This window comes from Cellulosimicrobium cellulans, assembly GCF_016921195.1.
Lineage (GTDB): Bacteria > Actinomycetota > Actinomycetes > Actinomycetales > Cellulomonadaceae > Cellulosimicrobium > Cellulosimicrobium cellulans_F.
Genome location: NZ_JAFGYF010000007.1, coordinates 42,820 through 58,965 on the forward strand (window position 1 = coordinate 42,820; position 16,146 = coordinate 58,965).

Sequence of the window (16,146 nt, forward strand, 5' to 3'; positions counted from 1 at the left end):
CCCGCACCACCGTAGTCCCCGACCGGCCGCCCGGCTGGCGAGGGGAGATGATCCGATGGAGTGGGACACCGGGGCAACCGCGTGGATGCTGATCTCAGCATCCCTCGTGCTCCTGATGACGCCCGGACTGGCGTTCTTCTACGGCGGCATGGTCCGCGCCAAGTCCGTGCTGAACATGATGATGATGTCGTTCGGCGCGATGGCCGTCGTGGGCGTCGTCTACGTGCTGTGGGGCTGGTCGATGTCCTACGGCGAGGCCGGGACGGGTGGCCTGTTCGCCAACCCGTTCGCGCAGTTCGGCCTGTCGGGAGCGATCACCGACGCGGACGGGAGCGCCGTGGCGAGCACGCTCGGCAACTACCCGAACGTGGTCGACATCGCGTTCCAGGTGACGTTCGCGATCATCACGGTCGCGCTCGTGTCGGGTGCGCTCGCCGACCGCGTCAAGTTCGGCACGTGGCTGACGTTCACGGCGATCTGGGTCACCGTCACGTACTTCCCGCTCGCCCACATGGTGTGGGGCGGCGGCTTCCTCTCGGCCAACGAGAACGGTCTCGCCGCGAGGGTGTTCGGGGTGACCGACGGCGCCGCCACGGTCGCGCCGATCGACTTCGCGGGCGGCACCGTCGTCCACATCAACGCCGGCGTCGCGGCGCTCGTGCTCGCGCTGCTCATCGGCAAGCGCAAGGGCTTCGGCACCGAGCCGATGCGCCCGCACAACCTGCCGTTCGTCATGCTGGGCGCGGCCCTGCTGTGGTTCGGCTGGTTCGGCTTCAACGCCGGCTCGGCGTTCGGCGCGAACGAGACCGCCGGCCTCGCCTGGATCAACACCACGAGCGCCACGGCGGCCGGCATCATCGGCTGGCTGGTGACCGAGAAGATCCGCGACGGTCACGCCACGTCGCTCGGCGCCGCGTCCGGCGTCGTCGCGGGCCTCGTGGCGATCACGCCCGCGGCCGGCGCGCTCAACCCCGTCACGTCGATCGTCCTCGGCCTCGTCGCCGGCGCGCTCTCCGCGCTCGCGGTCGGCCTCAAGTACCGCTTCGGGTACGACGACTCGCTCGACGTCGTCGGCGTCCACCTCGTCTCCGGCCTCTGGGGTACCGTCGCGATCGGCTTCCTCGCGACCGACACGGGCCTCTTCTTCGGGGGCGGCGCGCAGCAGCTCGTCGTCCAGGTGCTCATCGCGCTCGTCGCGATCGTCTTCACCGCGATCACGACGACGGTCATCGGCCTGATCCTCAAGGTCACGATGGGCTGGCGCGTGAGCGAGGACGCCGAGGTCGGCGGCATCGACCTCGCGGTCCACGGCGAGACGGCGTACGAGTCCATCCAGCAGGGCAGCGTCATCAGGGAGGTGCGGGCATGAAGCTCGTCACGGGAATCATCCAGCCGCACCGGCTCGACGACGTGAAGTCGGCGCTCGAGGCCGCGGGCGTGCGGGGCATGACGGTCAGCGAGGCCAGCGGGTACGGCCGCCAGAAGGGCCACACCGAGGTCTATCGGGGCGCCGAGTACACGGTCGACCTGGTCCCCAAGGTCCGCGTCGAGGTCCTCGTCGACGACGCCGACTCCACGGCCGTCACGGACGTCATCGTCAAGGCCGCGCAGACCGGCAAGATCGGCGACGGCAAGGTCTGGACGGTCCCGGTGGACGACGTCGCCCGCGTGCGCACGGGCGAGCACGGCCCCGGCGCCCTGTGAGGCGACGGACCATCGGATGACCGACCACGCCGACACCCCGACCACGGGCGGGGTCGCGGGGGGATCGGCGGGGCGCCCGGTGCAGCGACCGGGCGAGCTGAGCGCGGAGGACCCGCACCCCGACGGGGTGCGGGACCTCCGCGCGCGGACGCTCGCCGTCGCGCGCGCCATGAGCGGGCCCGGTCGCAGCGGGGTCGCGCGGCGCGCCGCCGTCGTCGACCTCGTGACGTCGTCCCTGCAGGGTCTGTGGCGCGACGCGACCGACGGCGTCGCGCCCGACGGGATCGCCCTCGCCGCGGTGGGGAGTCTCGGCCGGGGCGACATGGGACCCGCGAGCGACCTCGACCTCGTGCTCGTCCACGACGGCCGTAGCCACTCGGGAGAGGAGATCGCGCGCGTCGCCGAGCGCCTGTGGTACCCGCTCTGGGACGCAGGCGTCGACCTCGACCACTCCGTGCGCTCGCTCTCGCAGTGCCGTCAGGTCGCGTCGAAGGACGTGCCCGCGGCCGTCGGCTGGCTCGACGTGCGCGCGGTGGCGGGGGACGCGCTCGTCGTGCACCGCGCGTCCTCTGCCGTGCTCACCGACTGGCGATCCGCGTCGCGCCGCCGCCTGCCCGACCTGCTCTCCTCGACGCGGGAACGCGCCGAGCGCTCGGGCGAGCTGGCCTACCTGATCGAGCCCGACCTCAAGGAGTCGCGCGGCGGGATCCGGGACGCGGTGGTGCTCTCGGCCCTCGCGGCGACCTGGCTCACGGACCGTCCGCACGGGTCGGTCGACCGCGCGCACGCGCACCTGCTGGACGTGCGGGACACCCTGCAGGTCGTCACGGGGCGGCACACGAGCCGCCTGCTGCTCGCCGACCTCGACGAGGTGGCCGCGCTGTCCGGGTACGACGACCCGGACGAGCTGCTCGCGAGCCTCGCCGCGGCAGGCCGCGAGGTCTCCTACGCGCTCGACACGACCGTCCGGCGCGCCCGCCAGGCGCTCCAGCGACCGTCGGTCGCGCGTCGTCCCGTCCTCGTCCGGGGACGTCGGGCCGCGCCGCGGCTGCGGCCGGTCGGCGACGGGCTCGTCGAGCACGACGGCGAGCTCGTGCTCGCCGTCGACGCGCACCCGGAGGCGGACCCGCTGCTGTCCCTGCGCGCCGCCGCCACCGCCGCGCGGACCGGCCTCATGCTCTCGCCCGTCTCGGTCGCCAGCCTCGCGCAGTGCCCGCCGCTGCCCGAGCCGTGGCCCCGGGCCGCTCGTGCCGCGTTCCTCTCGCTCCTCGGGTCGGGCCAGGCCCAGGTCGCCGTGTGGGAGGCGCTCGACCTCGCCGGGGTCGTGACGACGTGGATCCCCGAGTGGGCGGGGGTGCGGAACCGGCCCCAGCGGGCCGCCGTGCACCGGCACACCGTCGACCGGCATCTCGTGGAGGTCGTGGCACGGGCCGCCAGGGGCCGCAAGGACGTGGAGCGCGGCGACCTGCTCCTGCTGTCGGCGGTGCTGCACGACATCGGCAAGCGGGCGGGCGCCGTCGACCACTCGGTCGAGGGCGCGCGCCTCGTGCCCGCGATCCTCGGCCGCATGGGTTTCGAGCCCGACGTCGTGGCGGACGTCGAGCGGCTCGTGCGCCACCACCTCACGCTCTCGCGGCTCGCCGTGAGCGAGGACCCCGACGACCCGGCGACGGTCGCCGAGCTCGCCGACGCCGTCGACCACCGGCCGGACCTCCTCCGGGTGCTGCGCGCCTTGACCGAGGCGGACGCGTCGTCCCTGGGTCCGAGCGCGTGGACCGCGTGGCGGGCTCGCCTCGTCGACGACCTCGTCGGCCAGACGCTGCGGGTCCTCGCCGCCGTGCCGGGAGACGCGGACACCGCCGGGTAGGCTGGTCCCTCGCGGACGGCACCCTCTGCCAGCCCGCGCTCGGGCTCGGGCGACGGCAGGGGGAGCGCCACCGCGGACGAGACTTCCGACGACTGGTGAGGATGACGCGGTGTTCAACACGCTGTCGGACCGACTGACTTCGACCTTCAAGAACCTGCGTGCGAAGGGCCGGCTGTCCGAGGCGGACATCGACGCGACGATCAGGGAGATCCGGCGCGCGCTGCTCGACGCCGACGTGGCGGTCCCCGTCGTGCGCGAGTTCAGCGCGACCGTGCGCGAGCGTGCGCTCTCGGCCGAGGTCTCGGGCGCGCTCAACCCGGCGCAGCAGGTCGTCAAGATCGTCAACGAGGAGCTCGTCGGCATCCTCGGCGGCGAGAGCCGCGGCCTGCGCTTCTCCAAGACCCCGCCGACCGTCATCATGCTCGCCGGCCTCCAGGGCGCCGGAAAGACGACGCTCGCCGGCAAGCTGGCGCTGCACCTGCGCGAGCAGGGGCACACGCCGCTCCTCGTCGCGGCCGACCTCCAGCGCCCCAACGCGGTCACCCAGCTCACGGTCGTCGCCGAGCGCGCCGGGGTCCCGGTCTTCGCACCGCACCCGGGCAACCAGAGCGGCGTCGAGGTCGACGACGTGATCGGCGACCCGGTCGCCGTCGCGCGTGAGGGCGTCGAGACGGCGCGCCAGCGCCAGCACGACGTCGTCATCGTCGACACCGCGGGCCGGCTGGGCCTGGACGCCGTCCTCATGCAGCAGGCCTCGGACATCCGCGACGCCGTGCAGCCGGACGAGGTCCTGTTCGTCATCGACGCGATGATCGGTCAGGACGCCGTCGCGACCGCGAAGGCGTTCGAGGAGGGCGTCGACTTCACGGGAGTCGTGCTCACCAAGCTCGACGGCGACGCGCGCGGCGGTGCCGCGCTGTCCGTCCGCGGCGTCACCGGGCGGCCCATCCTCTTCGCCTCGACGGGCGAGAAGCTCACGGACTTCGAGGCGTTCCACCCGGACCGCATGGCGTCGCGCATCCTCGACATGGGTGACGTCCTCACGCTCATCGAGCAGGCCGAGAAGGCGTTCGACGCCGAGCAGGCCGCGAAGATGGCCGAGAAGGTCGCCACGGGGCAGGACTTCACGCTCGCGGACTTCCTGGTGCAGATGCAGCAGATGAAGAACATGGGCTCGATGAAGAAGATGCTCGGGATGCTCCCGGGCATGGGCCAGATGCGCGAGGCGCTCGAGAACTTCGACGAGCGCGAGGTCGACCGCATCGAGGCGATCATCCGCTCGATGACCCCCGCCGAGCGCGACAACCCGAAGATCATCAACGGGTCGCGCCGCGCGCGCATCGCGCGCGGGTCCGGCGTGACGACCAGCGACGTCAACCAGCTCCTCGAGCGGTTCGCGGGGGCGCAGAAGATGATGCGCCAGATGAGCCGTGGGGGCGGCATGCCGGGGATGCCCGGCATGGGCAACCTGCCGGGCATGGGCGGCAAGAAGGCGCGCGGGCGTCAGGCGCCGCAGCGCAAGGTCAGGGGCAAGTCGGGCAACCCGGCGAAGCGCGCCGCGCAGGAGCGTGCGGCCGCCGCGCGCGCGGCGGGGGAGACGACCGGACCGTCCGCGCCCGCCGGGTCGGCGTTCGGCGTGGGCGGCCCCACCGAGCCGGCCCGGACGACGCCCGACGACCTCCAGCTCCCGCCCGGGTTCGAGAAGCTGCTCGGTCGCTGACCCGCCGTCGCCGGTTCGGCGGCGCGCGACCGGGTCCCGGGTGCGTCCCGCAGCCGCCCGGGCGCTAGGTTATGTCCGTGGCACCGCCCGGTGCCGCGCCGTGCCCGCGAACCGGGCCGCCCGTCCTGCTCGTCCTCACCCAGGAGCCCCATGTCCGCGCTGGAAGGCCCCACGCTGCACGTCCGTGGCCGCGTCATCGTCGGCGACGACCGCGAGGTGGGCGACCTGTGGGTCAAGGACGGGCGGATCAGCCTCACGCGACCGTCCGCCCAGGGCACCAACATGGTCGAGCTCGAGGGCTGGGCGCTGCCCGGCCTCGTCGACGTGCACTGCCACGTCGGCCTGGGCGCCCAGGGCGCGGTCGACGCCGCGACGGCGCAGGACCAGGCCGTCGCGGACCGCGACAGCGGCGTCCTCCTCGTGCGCGACGCCGGCTCGCCGCTCGACACGCGGTGGGTGCACGGCCGGCGCGACCTGCCGCGCCTCGTGCGGGCCGGCCGCCACCTCGCGCGGCCCAAGCGCTACCTGCGGCATTACGGGCTCGAGCTCGACGACGTCGCGCAGCTCCCCGAGGCCGTGCGCCGCGAGGCGCGCCACGGCGACGGCTGGGTGAAGATCGTCGGGGACTGGATCGACCGCGACCTCGGGGCCGAGGGCGACCTGCGGCCCCTGTGGCCCGACGACGTGCTCGCCGAGGCCGTCGCCGCGGCGCACGCGGAGGCCGCGCGCGTCACCGTGCACGCCTTCTCCGAGGAGGTGATCCCGTCCCTGCTCGCCGCCGGCGTCGACGGCATCGAGCACGGCACCGGGATCGACCCCGACCTGATGTATGAGATCTCCGAGCGCGGGATCGCCGTCACGCCCACGCTGCTGCAGATCGGGCAGTTCGAGGCGATCGCCCGGCAGGCCGACGCGAAGTACCCGGTGTTCGCGGCGCGCATGCGGCGGCTGCACGAGCGGCGGTACGCGCAGGCCAGGGCGCTGTACGAGGCGGGGATCCAGCTGCTCGTGGGCACGGACGCCGGCGGGACGATCGGGCACGGCCGCCTCGCGGACGAGTGCGCCGAGCTCGTCGCGGCAGGCATCCCCGACGCGGCGGTGGTCGCGGCAGCGAGCTGGCAGGGCCGGGAGTACCTCGGTTACACGTCGCTCGTCGAGGGCGCGTCCGCGGACTTCGTCGTGTACCCGCAGGACCCGCGGAAGGACGTCGGCGTCCTGCGCGCCCCGACCGCGGTGGTGCTGCGCGGGGAGATCGTCGCGCCGCAGGCCGGCTGAGCGGTCGGCGCAGGTTGGTCGGGGCCGGTCCGGTCTGGCACAATGTCCCGGTACTCGGCGTGCCCCGGCCCCTCTCTCCGGCGCGTGCCGTGTCCTGAACCCCTTCCTCGTCCTGTCCCCACGGGACGGGTCCGGGTTCACCCGAACCAGAACCAGGAGAGACCACCACTGTGGCCGTCAAGATTCGTCTGAAGCGTCTCGGCAAGATCCGTGCGCCGTACTACCGTGTCGTCGTCGCCGACTCGCGCACCAAGCGCGACGGTCGTGTGATCGAGGAGATCGGCAAGTACCACCCCACCGAGGAGCCCTCGTTCATCGAGATCACCTCGGACCGCGCCCAGTACTGGCTCGGCGTCGGTGCGCAGCCGACCGAGCAGGTGCTCGCGCTCCTCAAGATCACGGGCGACTGGCAGAAGTTCAAGGGCCTGCCCGGCACCGAGGGCACGCTCAAGGTCAAGGGCGAGAAGGTCGACCCGGCCGCCGCGATCGAGGCCGCCGCCGCCGACGCGGAGAAGGTCAAGGCCAAGGCCGCCGAGAAGAAGACCGAGGCTCCGGCCGAGGAGCCCGCCGACACGGCCGACGAGGCCGCTGCCGACGAGCAGGCCTGATGATCGCGGAGGCGCTCGAGCACCTCGTGCGCGGCATCGTGGACAACCCGGACGACGTCCGGGTGAGCACGAAGACGCTGCGTCGCGGTGACCTGCTCGAGGTCCGGGTGCACCCGGACGACCTCGGCCGCGTGATCGGTCGCGGTGGTCGCACCGCCCGTGCCCTGCGCACGGTGATCGGCGCGCTCGCGACCGACGGGCCCGTCCGCGTCGACGTCGTGGACGTCGACCGCCGCTGAGGCCCGCACCGACGTGCCCCGTGAGGGGCCACGGGCAAGGCCCGGCCCGCCGACCGGCGGGCCGGGCCTTCCTGTTCCCGCCGTCCGACCAGGTGTCGACCCGGCACCACCCCGACCAGGACCCCCGGAGGAGTGACGACCATGGAGCTGACCGTCGCGCGCATCGGCAAGGCGCACGGACTGCGTGGCGAGGTCGCGCTCGACCTGCGCACCGACGATCCCGAGGAGCGCCTCGCGGTGGGCGAGCGCCTGGAGACGCGTCCCGCGACGGCGGGCCCGCTGAGCGTCGCGACCGTCCGGGTGCACCAGGGGCGGTGGCTCGTCGGTTTCGAGGGCGTACGCGACCGCACGGCCGCGGAGGCGCTGCGCGGCGTCGAGCTCGTGGTCGAGGTCGACGCCTCCGACGAGGAGGACGCGTGGTACCCGCACGAGCTCGTCGGGCTGCGTGCCGAGGACACGGAGGGCCGTCCCCTCGGGCGCATCGACGGCCTCGAGCACCTGCCCGCGCACGACGTGCTCGTGCTGCGCGAGACGGGAGGAGCCCGCACGCTCGTCCCGTTCGTCCGGCAGATCGTCCCGCTCGTCGACGTGGCCGGCGGCCGGGTCGTGCTCGATCCGCCGGGCGGCCTGCTCGCGTCCGACGCGGACCGGCTCGAGGTCGCGTCCCCAGACCGCGACGACCCCCCGGGCGCCGGCGCGCGCGAGCAGGGCGACCAGCACGACGGCGAGGCCTGAGGTGCGGATCGACGTCGTCACCATCTTCCCCGACTACCTCGCCGCGCTCGACCTGTCGCTCGTCGGCAAGGCTCGCGCCGCGGGGATCCTCGACCTGCGCGTCCACGACCTGCGCGACTGGACGACGGACCGGCACCGCACCGTGGACGACACGCCGTTCGGCGGCGGTGCCGGCATGGTCATGCGCCCCGACGTCTGGGGGCGCGCGATCGACGACGTGTCGGGACTCTCGGCCGCGGCGCCCGAGCGCGACGCGCGGGCGGTGCACCTGGTGGTGCCGACGCCGTCGGGCGAGACCTTCACGCAGCGCACGGCCGAGGCGCTCGCGACCGAGGAGCACCTCGTCGTCGCCTGCGGGCGGTACGAGGGGATCGACGCGCGCGTCGCCGAGCACTACCGGTCGGTCGGCATGCCGGTCAGCGAGCTGTCGATCGGCGACTACGTGCTCAACGGGGGAGAGGTCGCCGCGCTCGTCATGGTCGAGGCGGTCGGCCGCCTGCTGCCGGGCGTCGTGGGCAACCCCGAGTCGCTGGTCGAGGAGTCGCACGGTGCCGCGGGGCTCCTCGAGTACCCCGTCTACACGAAGCCGCCGGCGTGGGGCGATCTCGAGGTGCCCGACGTGCTGCTCTCGGGCCACCACGCGCGCATCCACCGTTGGCGCCGCGACCAGGCCCTGGCGCGGACGGCCGCGCGGCGACCCGACATGGTGCGCGCGCTCGACCCCGAGACGCTCGACCGGCACGACCTGGAGGTCCTCGCTGCGGCGGGTTGGTCCGTCGTCGACGGTCGCCTCGAGCGCGACGTCCCCTGACCGCCGCCGCCCGGCGTCCCGTCCGCGACCGGGCGGGCTGCCGCTCGACCCCCGGCATGTGGCAGAATGGTCGACCGGTGTGTGCCGCCCCGGACCTCTGCCACAGGGGAGCCCGCGCCCGGATCCTCGGGCGGACTGGCACGACGGGTCGACGACCGCGAGGTGGTCGGCCGTCCGCGCGCAGCACGGCACACCCCACCGACAGACGACGACGGCCCGGCCTGCCCGGGCCACGAGCACGCGTCCGACCTGTGGCGGGCGAGGAGAAGCACCATGCACACGCTGGACAGCGTCGACGCAGCATCGCTACGCAGCGACGTCCCGGAGTTCCGTCCCGGCGACACGCTCAAGGTCAACGTCAAGGTCGTCGAGGGCAACCGCTCCCGCGTCCAGGCGTTCCAGGGCGTCGTCATCGCCCGTCAGGGCAGCGGGATCCGCGAGACGTTCACGGTCCGCAAGATCAGCTTCGGCGTGGGTGTCGAGCGCACGTTCCCCGTGCACTCGCCGTCCATCGAGTCGGTCGAGGTCGTGACGCGCGGTGACGTGCGTCGCGCCAAGCTGTACTACCTGCGCGCGCTGCGCGGCAAGAAGGCGAAGATCAAGGAGAAGCGCGAGACCGCGCCCGCTCGCTGATCGGCTGCCGGCAGTCGCTGCCGCTCCGCTCGTCCGACGGCGGTCGTCCCCTCGGGGGGACGGCCGCCGTCGTCGTTCTCGCGACACGCGGTCCGCGGGCCGGTCCCGTTTCCCGGATCACGGTCCGAGGTGGCATGGTGAACGCGTGACCGACAGCGCCCCGCCCCGCGGCCCGCAACCCGACGCCGGCACCGAGCGCACGGCGCTCGGCCCTCGCGACGACGGGGAGACCCCGCGCGGGCAGCACCGCACCGCGTCCCGCAGGGAGCGCCCGGCGCGGAAGTCGTCGCTGCTGCGCGAGACGGCGATCATCGTGGTCAGCGCGCTGGTGCTGTCGCTGCTCATCAAGACGTTCCTCGTGCAGGCGTTCTTCATCCCGAGCGCGTCGATGGAGGACACGCTGGTCGAGGGCGACCGGGTGATGGTGTCCCGGCTCGTGCCGGGCGCGCTCGACGTGCACCGGGGCGACGTCGTCGTGTTCAAGGACCCGGGTGGCTGGCTGCCGCCGCCGGAGCCCCAGGAGGAGAGCCCGGTGTCCGAGGCCGTCCGTGCGGCGCTGACGTTCGTGGGCCTGCTGCCGCAGGACACGGGCGAGCACCTCATCAAGCGGGTGATCGGCGTGCCGGGCGACCACGTGGTGTGCTGCGACGCGGAGGGCCGCGTGAGCGTCAACGGGGTGTCGATCGACGAGACCTACATCAAGCCCGGGTCGATCCCCAGCCAGGACGCGTTCGACCGGACGGTGCCCGAGGACATGCTGTTCGTCATGGGCGACAACCGCCAGAACTCGGCGGACTCCCGCTACAACACGGGCAAGCCCGGGGGTGGGTTCGTGCCGATGGGCAACGTCGTCGGGACGGCCTTCGTCAAGGTGTGGCCGCTCTCGCACCTCGGGCTCCTCCGCAACCCCGGCGACGTGTTCGCCGACGTGCCCGAGGTGGAGCCGTGACGCTCGACGCGGTCGCCCCTCCCGCCGGGTCCCCGGCCCCCGAGCCCGCCGCGCCCGTGCGCGTGCGCCGTGCCCCCGCGCGGCGCCGCCCGGACCTGCGTCAGGAGCGTGCGATGCTGCGCGACGGCGCGCGGCTCGTCGCGGGCATGGACGAGGTCGGTCGTGGCGCGCTCGCCGGCCCGGTCTCGGTGGGCGTCGTGGTCGTCGACCTCGCGACGAAGCCCTGTCCGCCCGGCCTCACCGACTCCAAGCTCCTCACCGCGTCCGCGCGCGAAGCGCTCGTGCCGCTCGCGCGCTCGTGGTGCGTGGCCTGGGCCGTGGGCCACGCCGGTCCCGCCGAGATCGACGCGCACGGCATCGTCGGCGCGCTGCGCCTCGCCGGCCGCCGGGCGCTCGCCCAGGTGCGACGCACGGCCGGCGACGTCGACGCCGTCCTGCTGGACGGCAAGCACGACTGGCTCAGCCGTCCGTCGGCGGTCGACCTCTTCGAGGCGTTCGACCTCGACCCGCACGACGAGGGACGGCTCGTCGACCCGCGTGTGCGCACCCTGGTCAAGGCCGACCTCCAGTGCGCCTCGGTCGCCGCGGCGAGCGTCCTCGCCAAGACCGAGCGTGACGGTCTCATGACGAGCCTCGCGCGGCAGTACCCCGCCTTCGGGTGGGACCAGAACAAGGGGTACGGCGCGGCTGCGCACGTCGAGGCGCTGCGCGCGCACGGACCGACGCCGCAGCACCGCCGGTCCTGGCGCCTGCCCGAGCGGGGCGACGAGGCGCTCGACGTCCCGGCGTACGGGGCGCCCGTCGACGTGCTCGAGCTCGACCCCGACGCGGGCCTGGCGACCAGCTGAGGCGGGCTCGCGGCGCTCGATGGTCCATGATGGAGGCGTGAGCGCCGAAGACCTCGAGAACTACGAGACCGAGATGGAGCTCGCGCTGTACCGCGAGTACCGCGACGTGGTGGGCCTGTTCTCGTACGTGGTGGAGACCGAACGTCGCTTCTACCTGGCGAACCAGGTGGACCTCCAGGTGCGGTCCGCCGCGGGCGAGGTGTACTTCGAGCTGCGGCTCGCCGACGCGTGGGTGTGGGACGTGTACCGGTCGGCGCGGTTCGTGAAGTCGGTCCGCGTCGTGACCTTCAAGGACGTCAACGTCGAGGAGCTCGCGAAGGCCGAGCTCCAGCTCTGACCACGGTCCTGGCCGTCCACAGGGCCAGCTTCTGACGGTCCCGTCCACAGGGCTCCGCAGGTCGCTCGCGCCCGCCCCGCCCCACGCTCCACGGTGTCCCGCGGAGGTGATCCCATGGGGGCGAAGGACGCCGTCGGGCGGTACGGGGAGAGGGTGGCGGCGGCCCACCTGGTCGAGGCGGGCTGGACCGTGCTCGACCGCAACTGGCGCGGGACGCGCGGCGAGCTCGACGTCGTGGCGCTGGACGGGGACGTGCTGGTCGCCGTCGAGGTGAAGACGCGCCGGGGGACGGGCTTCGGCCACCCGGCCCAGGCCGTCACCCCGGCGAAGCTCGGCCGCCTGCGGCGGCTCACGGGGGAGTGGCTCGCGACGCACGACGTGCGCGCGCGGGCGGTCCGCATCGACGTCGTCGCCGTGCTCGTGGCGCGCGCGGGCGCCGCGCACGTGGAGCACCTCGTGGGGGTGAGCGCCTGATGGGGCTCGGGACGACCCGGGCCGTCGCGCTCGTCGGGCTGTCGGGCCACGTCGTCGAGGTCCAGGCGCACCTCGCGGCCTCGGTGCCCGGGTTCGTGCTGGTGGGGCTCCCGGACGCCGCGCTGAGCGAGTCGCGGGACCGTGTCCGCGCGGCCGTCACGTCGTCGGGCATCCCGTGGCCGCAGCGCAAGGTCACGATCAACCTCTCGCCCGCCGCGCTCCCCAAGTCCGGCACGGGCTTCGACCTGGCGATCGCGGTGGCGCTGCTCGCCGGTGCGCAGGTCGTCCCGGCGCGCGCCGTGGAGGACGTGGTGCACCTCGGCGAGCTCGGCCTCGACGGGCGCCTCCAGCCCGTCCGCGGCGTCCTGCCCGCGGTCGCCGCGGCGGTCGCCGCAGGGTTCCCGGACGTCGTCGTGCCGGCGGCCGACGTCGAGGAGGCCCGGCTCGTCCCGGGTGCCCAGGTCGTCGGCGCGGTCACCCTCGCCGACGTCGCCCGGTTGCACGGGGCCTCGCTCGACGACCCGGGCGGCGCGGTGCCGCCGGTCGTGGCTCCGCGACCAGCCGCCGTGCGGCCGCAGCCGGGTGACCTCGCGGACGTCGTCGGGCAGCACGAGGCGCGGCACGCGCTCGAGGTCGCTGCCGCGGGAGGGCACCACCTGCTGCTGGTCGGGGCGCCGGGTGCGGGCAAGACGATGCTCGCATCACGGCTGCCCGGGATCCTCCCCGACCTGACGGAGGGCGAGGCCGTCGAGGTGACGGCCGTGCACTCGGTGGCCGGCGTTTTCGACCCGGGGTGCGGGCTCGTGCGCCGGCCGCCGTACGAGGACCCACACCACACGGCGACCCCGGCGGCGATCGTCGGGGGCGGCAGCGGACTGCCCCGGCCCGGTGCCGCGTCGCGCGCCCACCGCGGCGTCCTCTTCCTGGACGAGGCGCCCGAGTTCGGGGCGCGCGTGCTGCAGACCCTGCGCCAGCCGCTCGAGCACGGTGAGCTCGTGATCCACCGGGCCGGCGGGACGGCGCGGTACCCGGCACGCTTCCAGCTCGTGCTCGCGGCGAACCCGTGCCCGTGCGGCAAGGGCGTCGGCAAGGGTCTGGAGTGCACGTGCTCGCCGGTCGCGCAGCGCCGCTACTTCGGCCGGCTGTCCGGTCCGCTCCTCGACCGCGTGGACGTCCAGGTCGAGGTCCGGCCCGTCACCCGGGTCGAGCGGGCCGGGGCCGCGCAGCCGGAGCCGAGCGCCGCCGTCGCGCGGCGCGTCGCCGCTGCCCGGGAGACCGCGGCCGCACGCCTGGCGGGGACGCCCTGGCGGACGAACGCCGAGGTGCCCGGCACCTGGCTGCGCGACCGGCTGGGCCCCGACCCCGGACTCTTGGCGGACGTCGACACGGCGCTCGACCGCGGCACGCTGAGCCTGCGCGGCGCGGACCGCGTGCTGCGCCTCGCCTGGACCGTCGCCGACCTCGCCGGGCACGCCGCGCCCACGCGCGCCGACGTCGGGGCCGGGCTCGCGCTCCGGACCCGGGGCTACCGTGGCTGAGCGCCGGGAGGGTCCGACGACGCCCGTGCGCCCGGCGTTCGACGTCACCGACGACCGTCTCGCCCGGGCGGCGTGGTCACGCCTGGCGGAGCCGGGGGACGAGGTCGCGGTGGCGCTCGTCGAACAGCTCGGTGCGTCGGCCGCGCTCGCCTGGCTCGTCGAGGCGGTGAACGACCCGGCGCAGGCGCGCCGGGTCCTCGTCGGGCTCGCGGACCCTGACGACGACGGCGAGGGGTACGACGACCCGCTCCGGGCTGCGGGGCTGGCCGCCGTCGTGCCGTCCGACGGCACGTCGTCCATGTCCGGTCGTGACGCTCGGAGCGGGCCGGTGGCGCGGCTCCTGCGCTCCGTCGCCCGCTGGGCGCCGCGGCTCGAGGGACTCGACCCGCGCCGCGAGCTCCGCGTGCTCGAGCGGCTCGGCGGTGCGCTCGTCCTCCCGGGGGACGCGGCCTGGCCTTCGGCCCTCGACGACCTCGGGGCGGCGCGTCCGCTGGCCCTGTGGGTGCGGGGGTCGGACCGCCTCGCGCAGCTGGCCGCACGGTCCGTCGCGGTGGTCGGCGCGCGAGCCTGCACGGACTACGGGCGCCACGTGACGGGGGAGATCGCGTCGGGCCTCGCGGCGCGTGGGTTCACGGTCGTCTCCGGCGGGGCGTACGGCATCGACGCGGCCGCTCACCGCGCGGCACTGGTGTCGTCCGGGCCGACGGTCGCGTTCCTCGCGGGCGGGGTGGACCGTCTCTACCCGGTCGGCAACACCGAGCTTCTCCGTGCCGTCGTGAGCACCGGCGGCGCCGTGGTGTCGGAGGTCCCGCCGGGCTCCGTGCCCAGCCGGGTCCGCTTCCTGCTCCGCAACCGGCTCATCGCGGCGTTCGCGGGCGCGACCGTGGTCGTGGAGGCAGCGTGGCGCTCCGGGTCGTTGAGCACGGCGGTGCGCGCCGCCGAGCTCTCCCGACCGGTCGGCGCCGTCCCCGGGCCCGTGACGTCCATGGCGTCGACCGGCTGTCACCGGCTCCTGCGTGACGGCGCCGCCGTGTGCGTCACCGACGCCGACGAGGTCGCCGAGCTTGCCGGGGTGCTCGCGCGGGACGCGGCACCGGCGGCGCCGGTCGCGGGGACGCGCAGGGAGCCCCGCGAGGCCGCGTACGACGGGCTCGACGCCGTCGAGACCCGGACGTGGGACGCCCTGCCGTTGCGCTCGGGCGCACCGACGGACGCTGTCGCCCGGACGGCCGGGCTCGCCGTCTCGGAGGCCCTCGGTGCCCTCGGGCGTCTCGAGATCCGAGGCCTGGCCGAGCGGACGGCCGGCGGATGGCGACGCGTGCGCGCGGAGTGAGGAGGCCGGCCAGGTGCGGCGCGGCGGCGGGATCGGGGCGAGGAGGTGCGGAGTGCCTCCGGCGGTCCTGCGGCAGCGCGCGCGAGACTGGGGGAATGACCCGCTCGACCTGTCCCGACGACGCCGCCGACGCGCCGGGCGCGCGCCGGCCCGGCGCCCTGCCGCCCGCGCTCGACGCGGCGCTCGCGGACTTCGGGACGCATCTCGAGGTCGCGCAGGGCTCGTCCGCGCACACGGTGCGCGCGTACACGGGCGACGTCGAGGCGCTGCTGGGCCACGCCGCCTGCCACGGCGCGACGTCGCCGCAGGACGTCGACCTCGCCGCTCTTCGCGCCTGGCTGACCGAGCAGTCGGAGCGCGGGCTGTCCCGCGCGACGCTCGCACGGCGTGGCGCCGCGGCACGCGCGTTCTTCGACTGGGCGCGCCGGACCGGCCGCGTCACGGCGGACCCCGCCGCACGCCTCGCGAGCCCGCGCGTCCCGCGCACCCTGCCGACCGTGCTCACGGCCGACGCCGCCGGACGACTCCTCGACGCCGCCCGGGAGGCGGCGGGCGAGGGCGACCCGGCACGGCTGCGCGAGTGGGCCGCCGCCGAGCTGCTCTACGGGGCCGGGATCCGGGTGGGCGAGCTCGTCGGGGTCGACGTGGACGACGTGGACCTGTCGCAGCGGGTCGTGCGGGTGCTCGGCAAGGGGGACAAGGAGCGGGTCGTGCCGTTCGGGGTCCCGGCGGCTCGGGCCGTGACCCGGTGGTTGGACGCCGGTCGGCCGGCGCTCGCCGCGGAGCGGTCGGGTGCGGCGCTCCTCGTCGGGGACCGCGGCGGTCGGTGGGGGCAGCGGCAGGTGCGCGACGCCGTGCACCGGCTCGCGCTCGCAGCCGGGGTCGACGACGTCGCCCCGCACGACCTGCGGCACAGCGCCGCGACGCACCTCCTCGCGGGCGGCTCCGACCTGCGCAGCGTGCAGGAGATCCTCGGGCACTCGTCGCTCGCGACGACGCAGCGCTACACCCACGTGACGGCCGAGCGGCTGCGCAGCTCGTTCGAGCAGGCCTTCCCGCGCGCCTGAGCGCCCGC

17 protein-coding genes are annotated in these 16,146 nt (G+C 75.0%); all 17 read left to right on the forward strand.

What is annotated here, in order from left to right; genetic code table 11:
* Positions 1-55: 55 nt before the first annotated feature.
* The 17 genes from JN535_RS14685 to JN535_RS14765 all read left to right on the forward strand — a co-directional run bounded on the left by JN535_RS14685 (position 56) and on the right by JN535_RS14765 (position 16,138).
* Positions 56-1,369, forward strand: a complete 1,314-nt coding sequence (locus JN535_RS14685; RefSeq protein ID WP_205206299.1) for an ammonium transporter — start codon at positions 56-58, stop codon at positions 1,367-1,369.
* Positions 1,366-1,704: a P-II family nitrogen regulator gene (locus JN535_RS14690; RefSeq protein ID WP_205206300.1), complete on the forward strand. Its 339-nt coding sequence runs from the start codon at positions 1,366-1,368 to the stop codon at positions 1,702-1,704. The genes JN535_RS14685 and JN535_RS14690 overlap by 4 nt, the downstream gene beginning before the upstream one ends.
* Before the next feature lie 16 nt (positions 1,705-1,720).
* A complete protein-coding gene (locus JN535_RS14695) occupies positions 1,721-3,571 on the forward strand; it encodes a [protein-PII] uridylyltransferase (protein WP_205206302.1) in 1,851 nt (616 codons plus the stop codon).
* 109 nt (positions 3,572-3,680) lie between these two features.
* Positions 3,681-5,291, forward strand: coding sequence for a signal recognition particle protein (ffh, locus tag JN535_RS14700; protein WP_205206304.1), 1,611 nt, complete (start codon positions 3,681-3,683; stop codon positions 5,289-5,291).
* A 150-nt stretch (positions 5,292-5,441) separates the two neighbouring features.
* Positions 5,442-6,566, forward strand: a complete 1,125-nt coding sequence (locus tag JN535_RS14705) for an amidohydrolase family protein (RefSeq protein ID WP_205206311.1) — start codon at positions 5,442-5,444, stop codon at positions 6,564-6,566.
* 170 nt (positions 6,567-6,736) lie between these two features.
* Positions 6,737-7,174 carry a 30S ribosomal protein S16 gene (gene rpsP, locus JN535_RS14710; protein ID WP_205206313.1) on the forward strand — a complete coding sequence of 146 codons (438 nt, stop codon included), beginning with the start codon at positions 6,737-6,739 and terminating at the stop codon, positions 7,172-7,174.
* Positions 7,174-7,413 (forward strand): RNA-binding protein, encoded by a 240-nt coding sequence (locus JN535_RS14715; RefSeq protein ID WP_205206314.1) that lies wholly within the window; start codon positions 7,174-7,176, stop codon positions 7,411-7,413. Before rpsP ends, JN535_RS14715 begins: the two co-directional genes overlap by 1 nt.
* 141 nt (positions 7,414-7,554) lie before the next feature.
* Positions 7,555-8,148, forward strand: coding sequence for a ribosome maturation factor RimM (rimM, locus tag JN535_RS14720; RefSeq protein ID WP_205206316.1), 594 nt, complete (start codon positions 7,555-7,557; stop codon positions 8,146-8,148).
* A 1-nt stretch (position 8,149) separates the two neighbouring features.
* Complete coding sequence (trmD, locus tag JN535_RS14725; protein ID WP_205206318.1) at positions 8,150-8,959, forward strand: tRNA (guanosine(37)-N1)-methyltransferase TrmD; 810 nt, start codon at positions 8,150-8,152, stop codon at positions 8,957-8,959.
* 273 nt (positions 8,960-9,232) lie between these two features.
* Positions 9,233-9,592, forward strand: a complete 360-nt coding sequence (rplS, locus tag JN535_RS14730) for a 50S ribosomal protein L19 (RefSeq protein ID WP_205206320.1) — start codon at positions 9,233-9,235, stop codon at positions 9,590-9,592.
* Between the two features lie 145 nt (positions 9,593-9,737).
* A complete protein-coding gene (gene lepB / locus JN535_RS14735) occupies positions 9,738-10,541 on the forward strand; it encodes a signal peptidase I (RefSeq protein WP_205206322.1) in 804 nt (267 codons plus the stop codon).
* Positions 10,538-11,389 (forward strand): ribonuclease HII, encoded by an 852-nt coding sequence (locus tag JN535_RS14740; RefSeq protein WP_374100513.1) that lies wholly within the window; start codon positions 10,538-10,540, stop codon positions 11,387-11,389. The genes lepB and JN535_RS14740 overlap by 4 nt, the downstream gene beginning before the upstream one ends.
* 37 nt (positions 11,390-11,426) lie before the next feature.
* Positions 11,427-11,726 (forward strand): DUF2469 domain-containing protein, encoded by a 300-nt coding sequence (locus JN535_RS14745; RefSeq protein WP_024840525.1) that lies wholly within the window; start codon positions 11,427-11,429, stop codon positions 11,724-11,726.
* Between the two features lie 114 nt (positions 11,727-11,840).
* Positions 11,841-12,200, forward strand: a complete 360-nt coding sequence (locus tag JN535_RS14750) for a YraN family protein (RefSeq protein ID WP_205206323.1) — start codon at positions 11,841-11,843, stop codon at positions 12,198-12,200.
* Entirely contained in the window at positions 12,200-13,738 is a 1,539-nt protein-coding gene (locus tag JN535_RS14755) for a YifB family Mg chelatase-like AAA ATPase (RefSeq protein WP_205206325.1), read from the forward strand. Before JN535_RS14750 ends, JN535_RS14755 begins: the two co-directional genes overlap by 1 nt.
* Positions 13,731-15,071: a DNA-processing protein DprA gene (dprA, locus tag JN535_RS14760; RefSeq protein ID WP_307868763.1), complete on the forward strand. Its 1,341-nt coding sequence runs from the start codon at positions 13,731-13,733 to the stop codon at positions 15,069-15,071. Before JN535_RS14755 ends, dprA begins: the two co-directional genes overlap by 8 nt.
* 95 nt (positions 15,072-15,166) lie before the next feature.
* The gene (locus JN535_RS14765) at positions 15,167-16,138 is read left to right on the forward strand and encodes a tyrosine recombinase XerC (RefSeq protein ID WP_205206326.1); all 972 of its coding nucleotides are present in this window, start codon (positions 15,167-15,169) and stop codon (positions 16,136-16,138) included.
* The last annotated feature ends 8 nt before the right edge of the window (positions 16,139-16,146 follow it).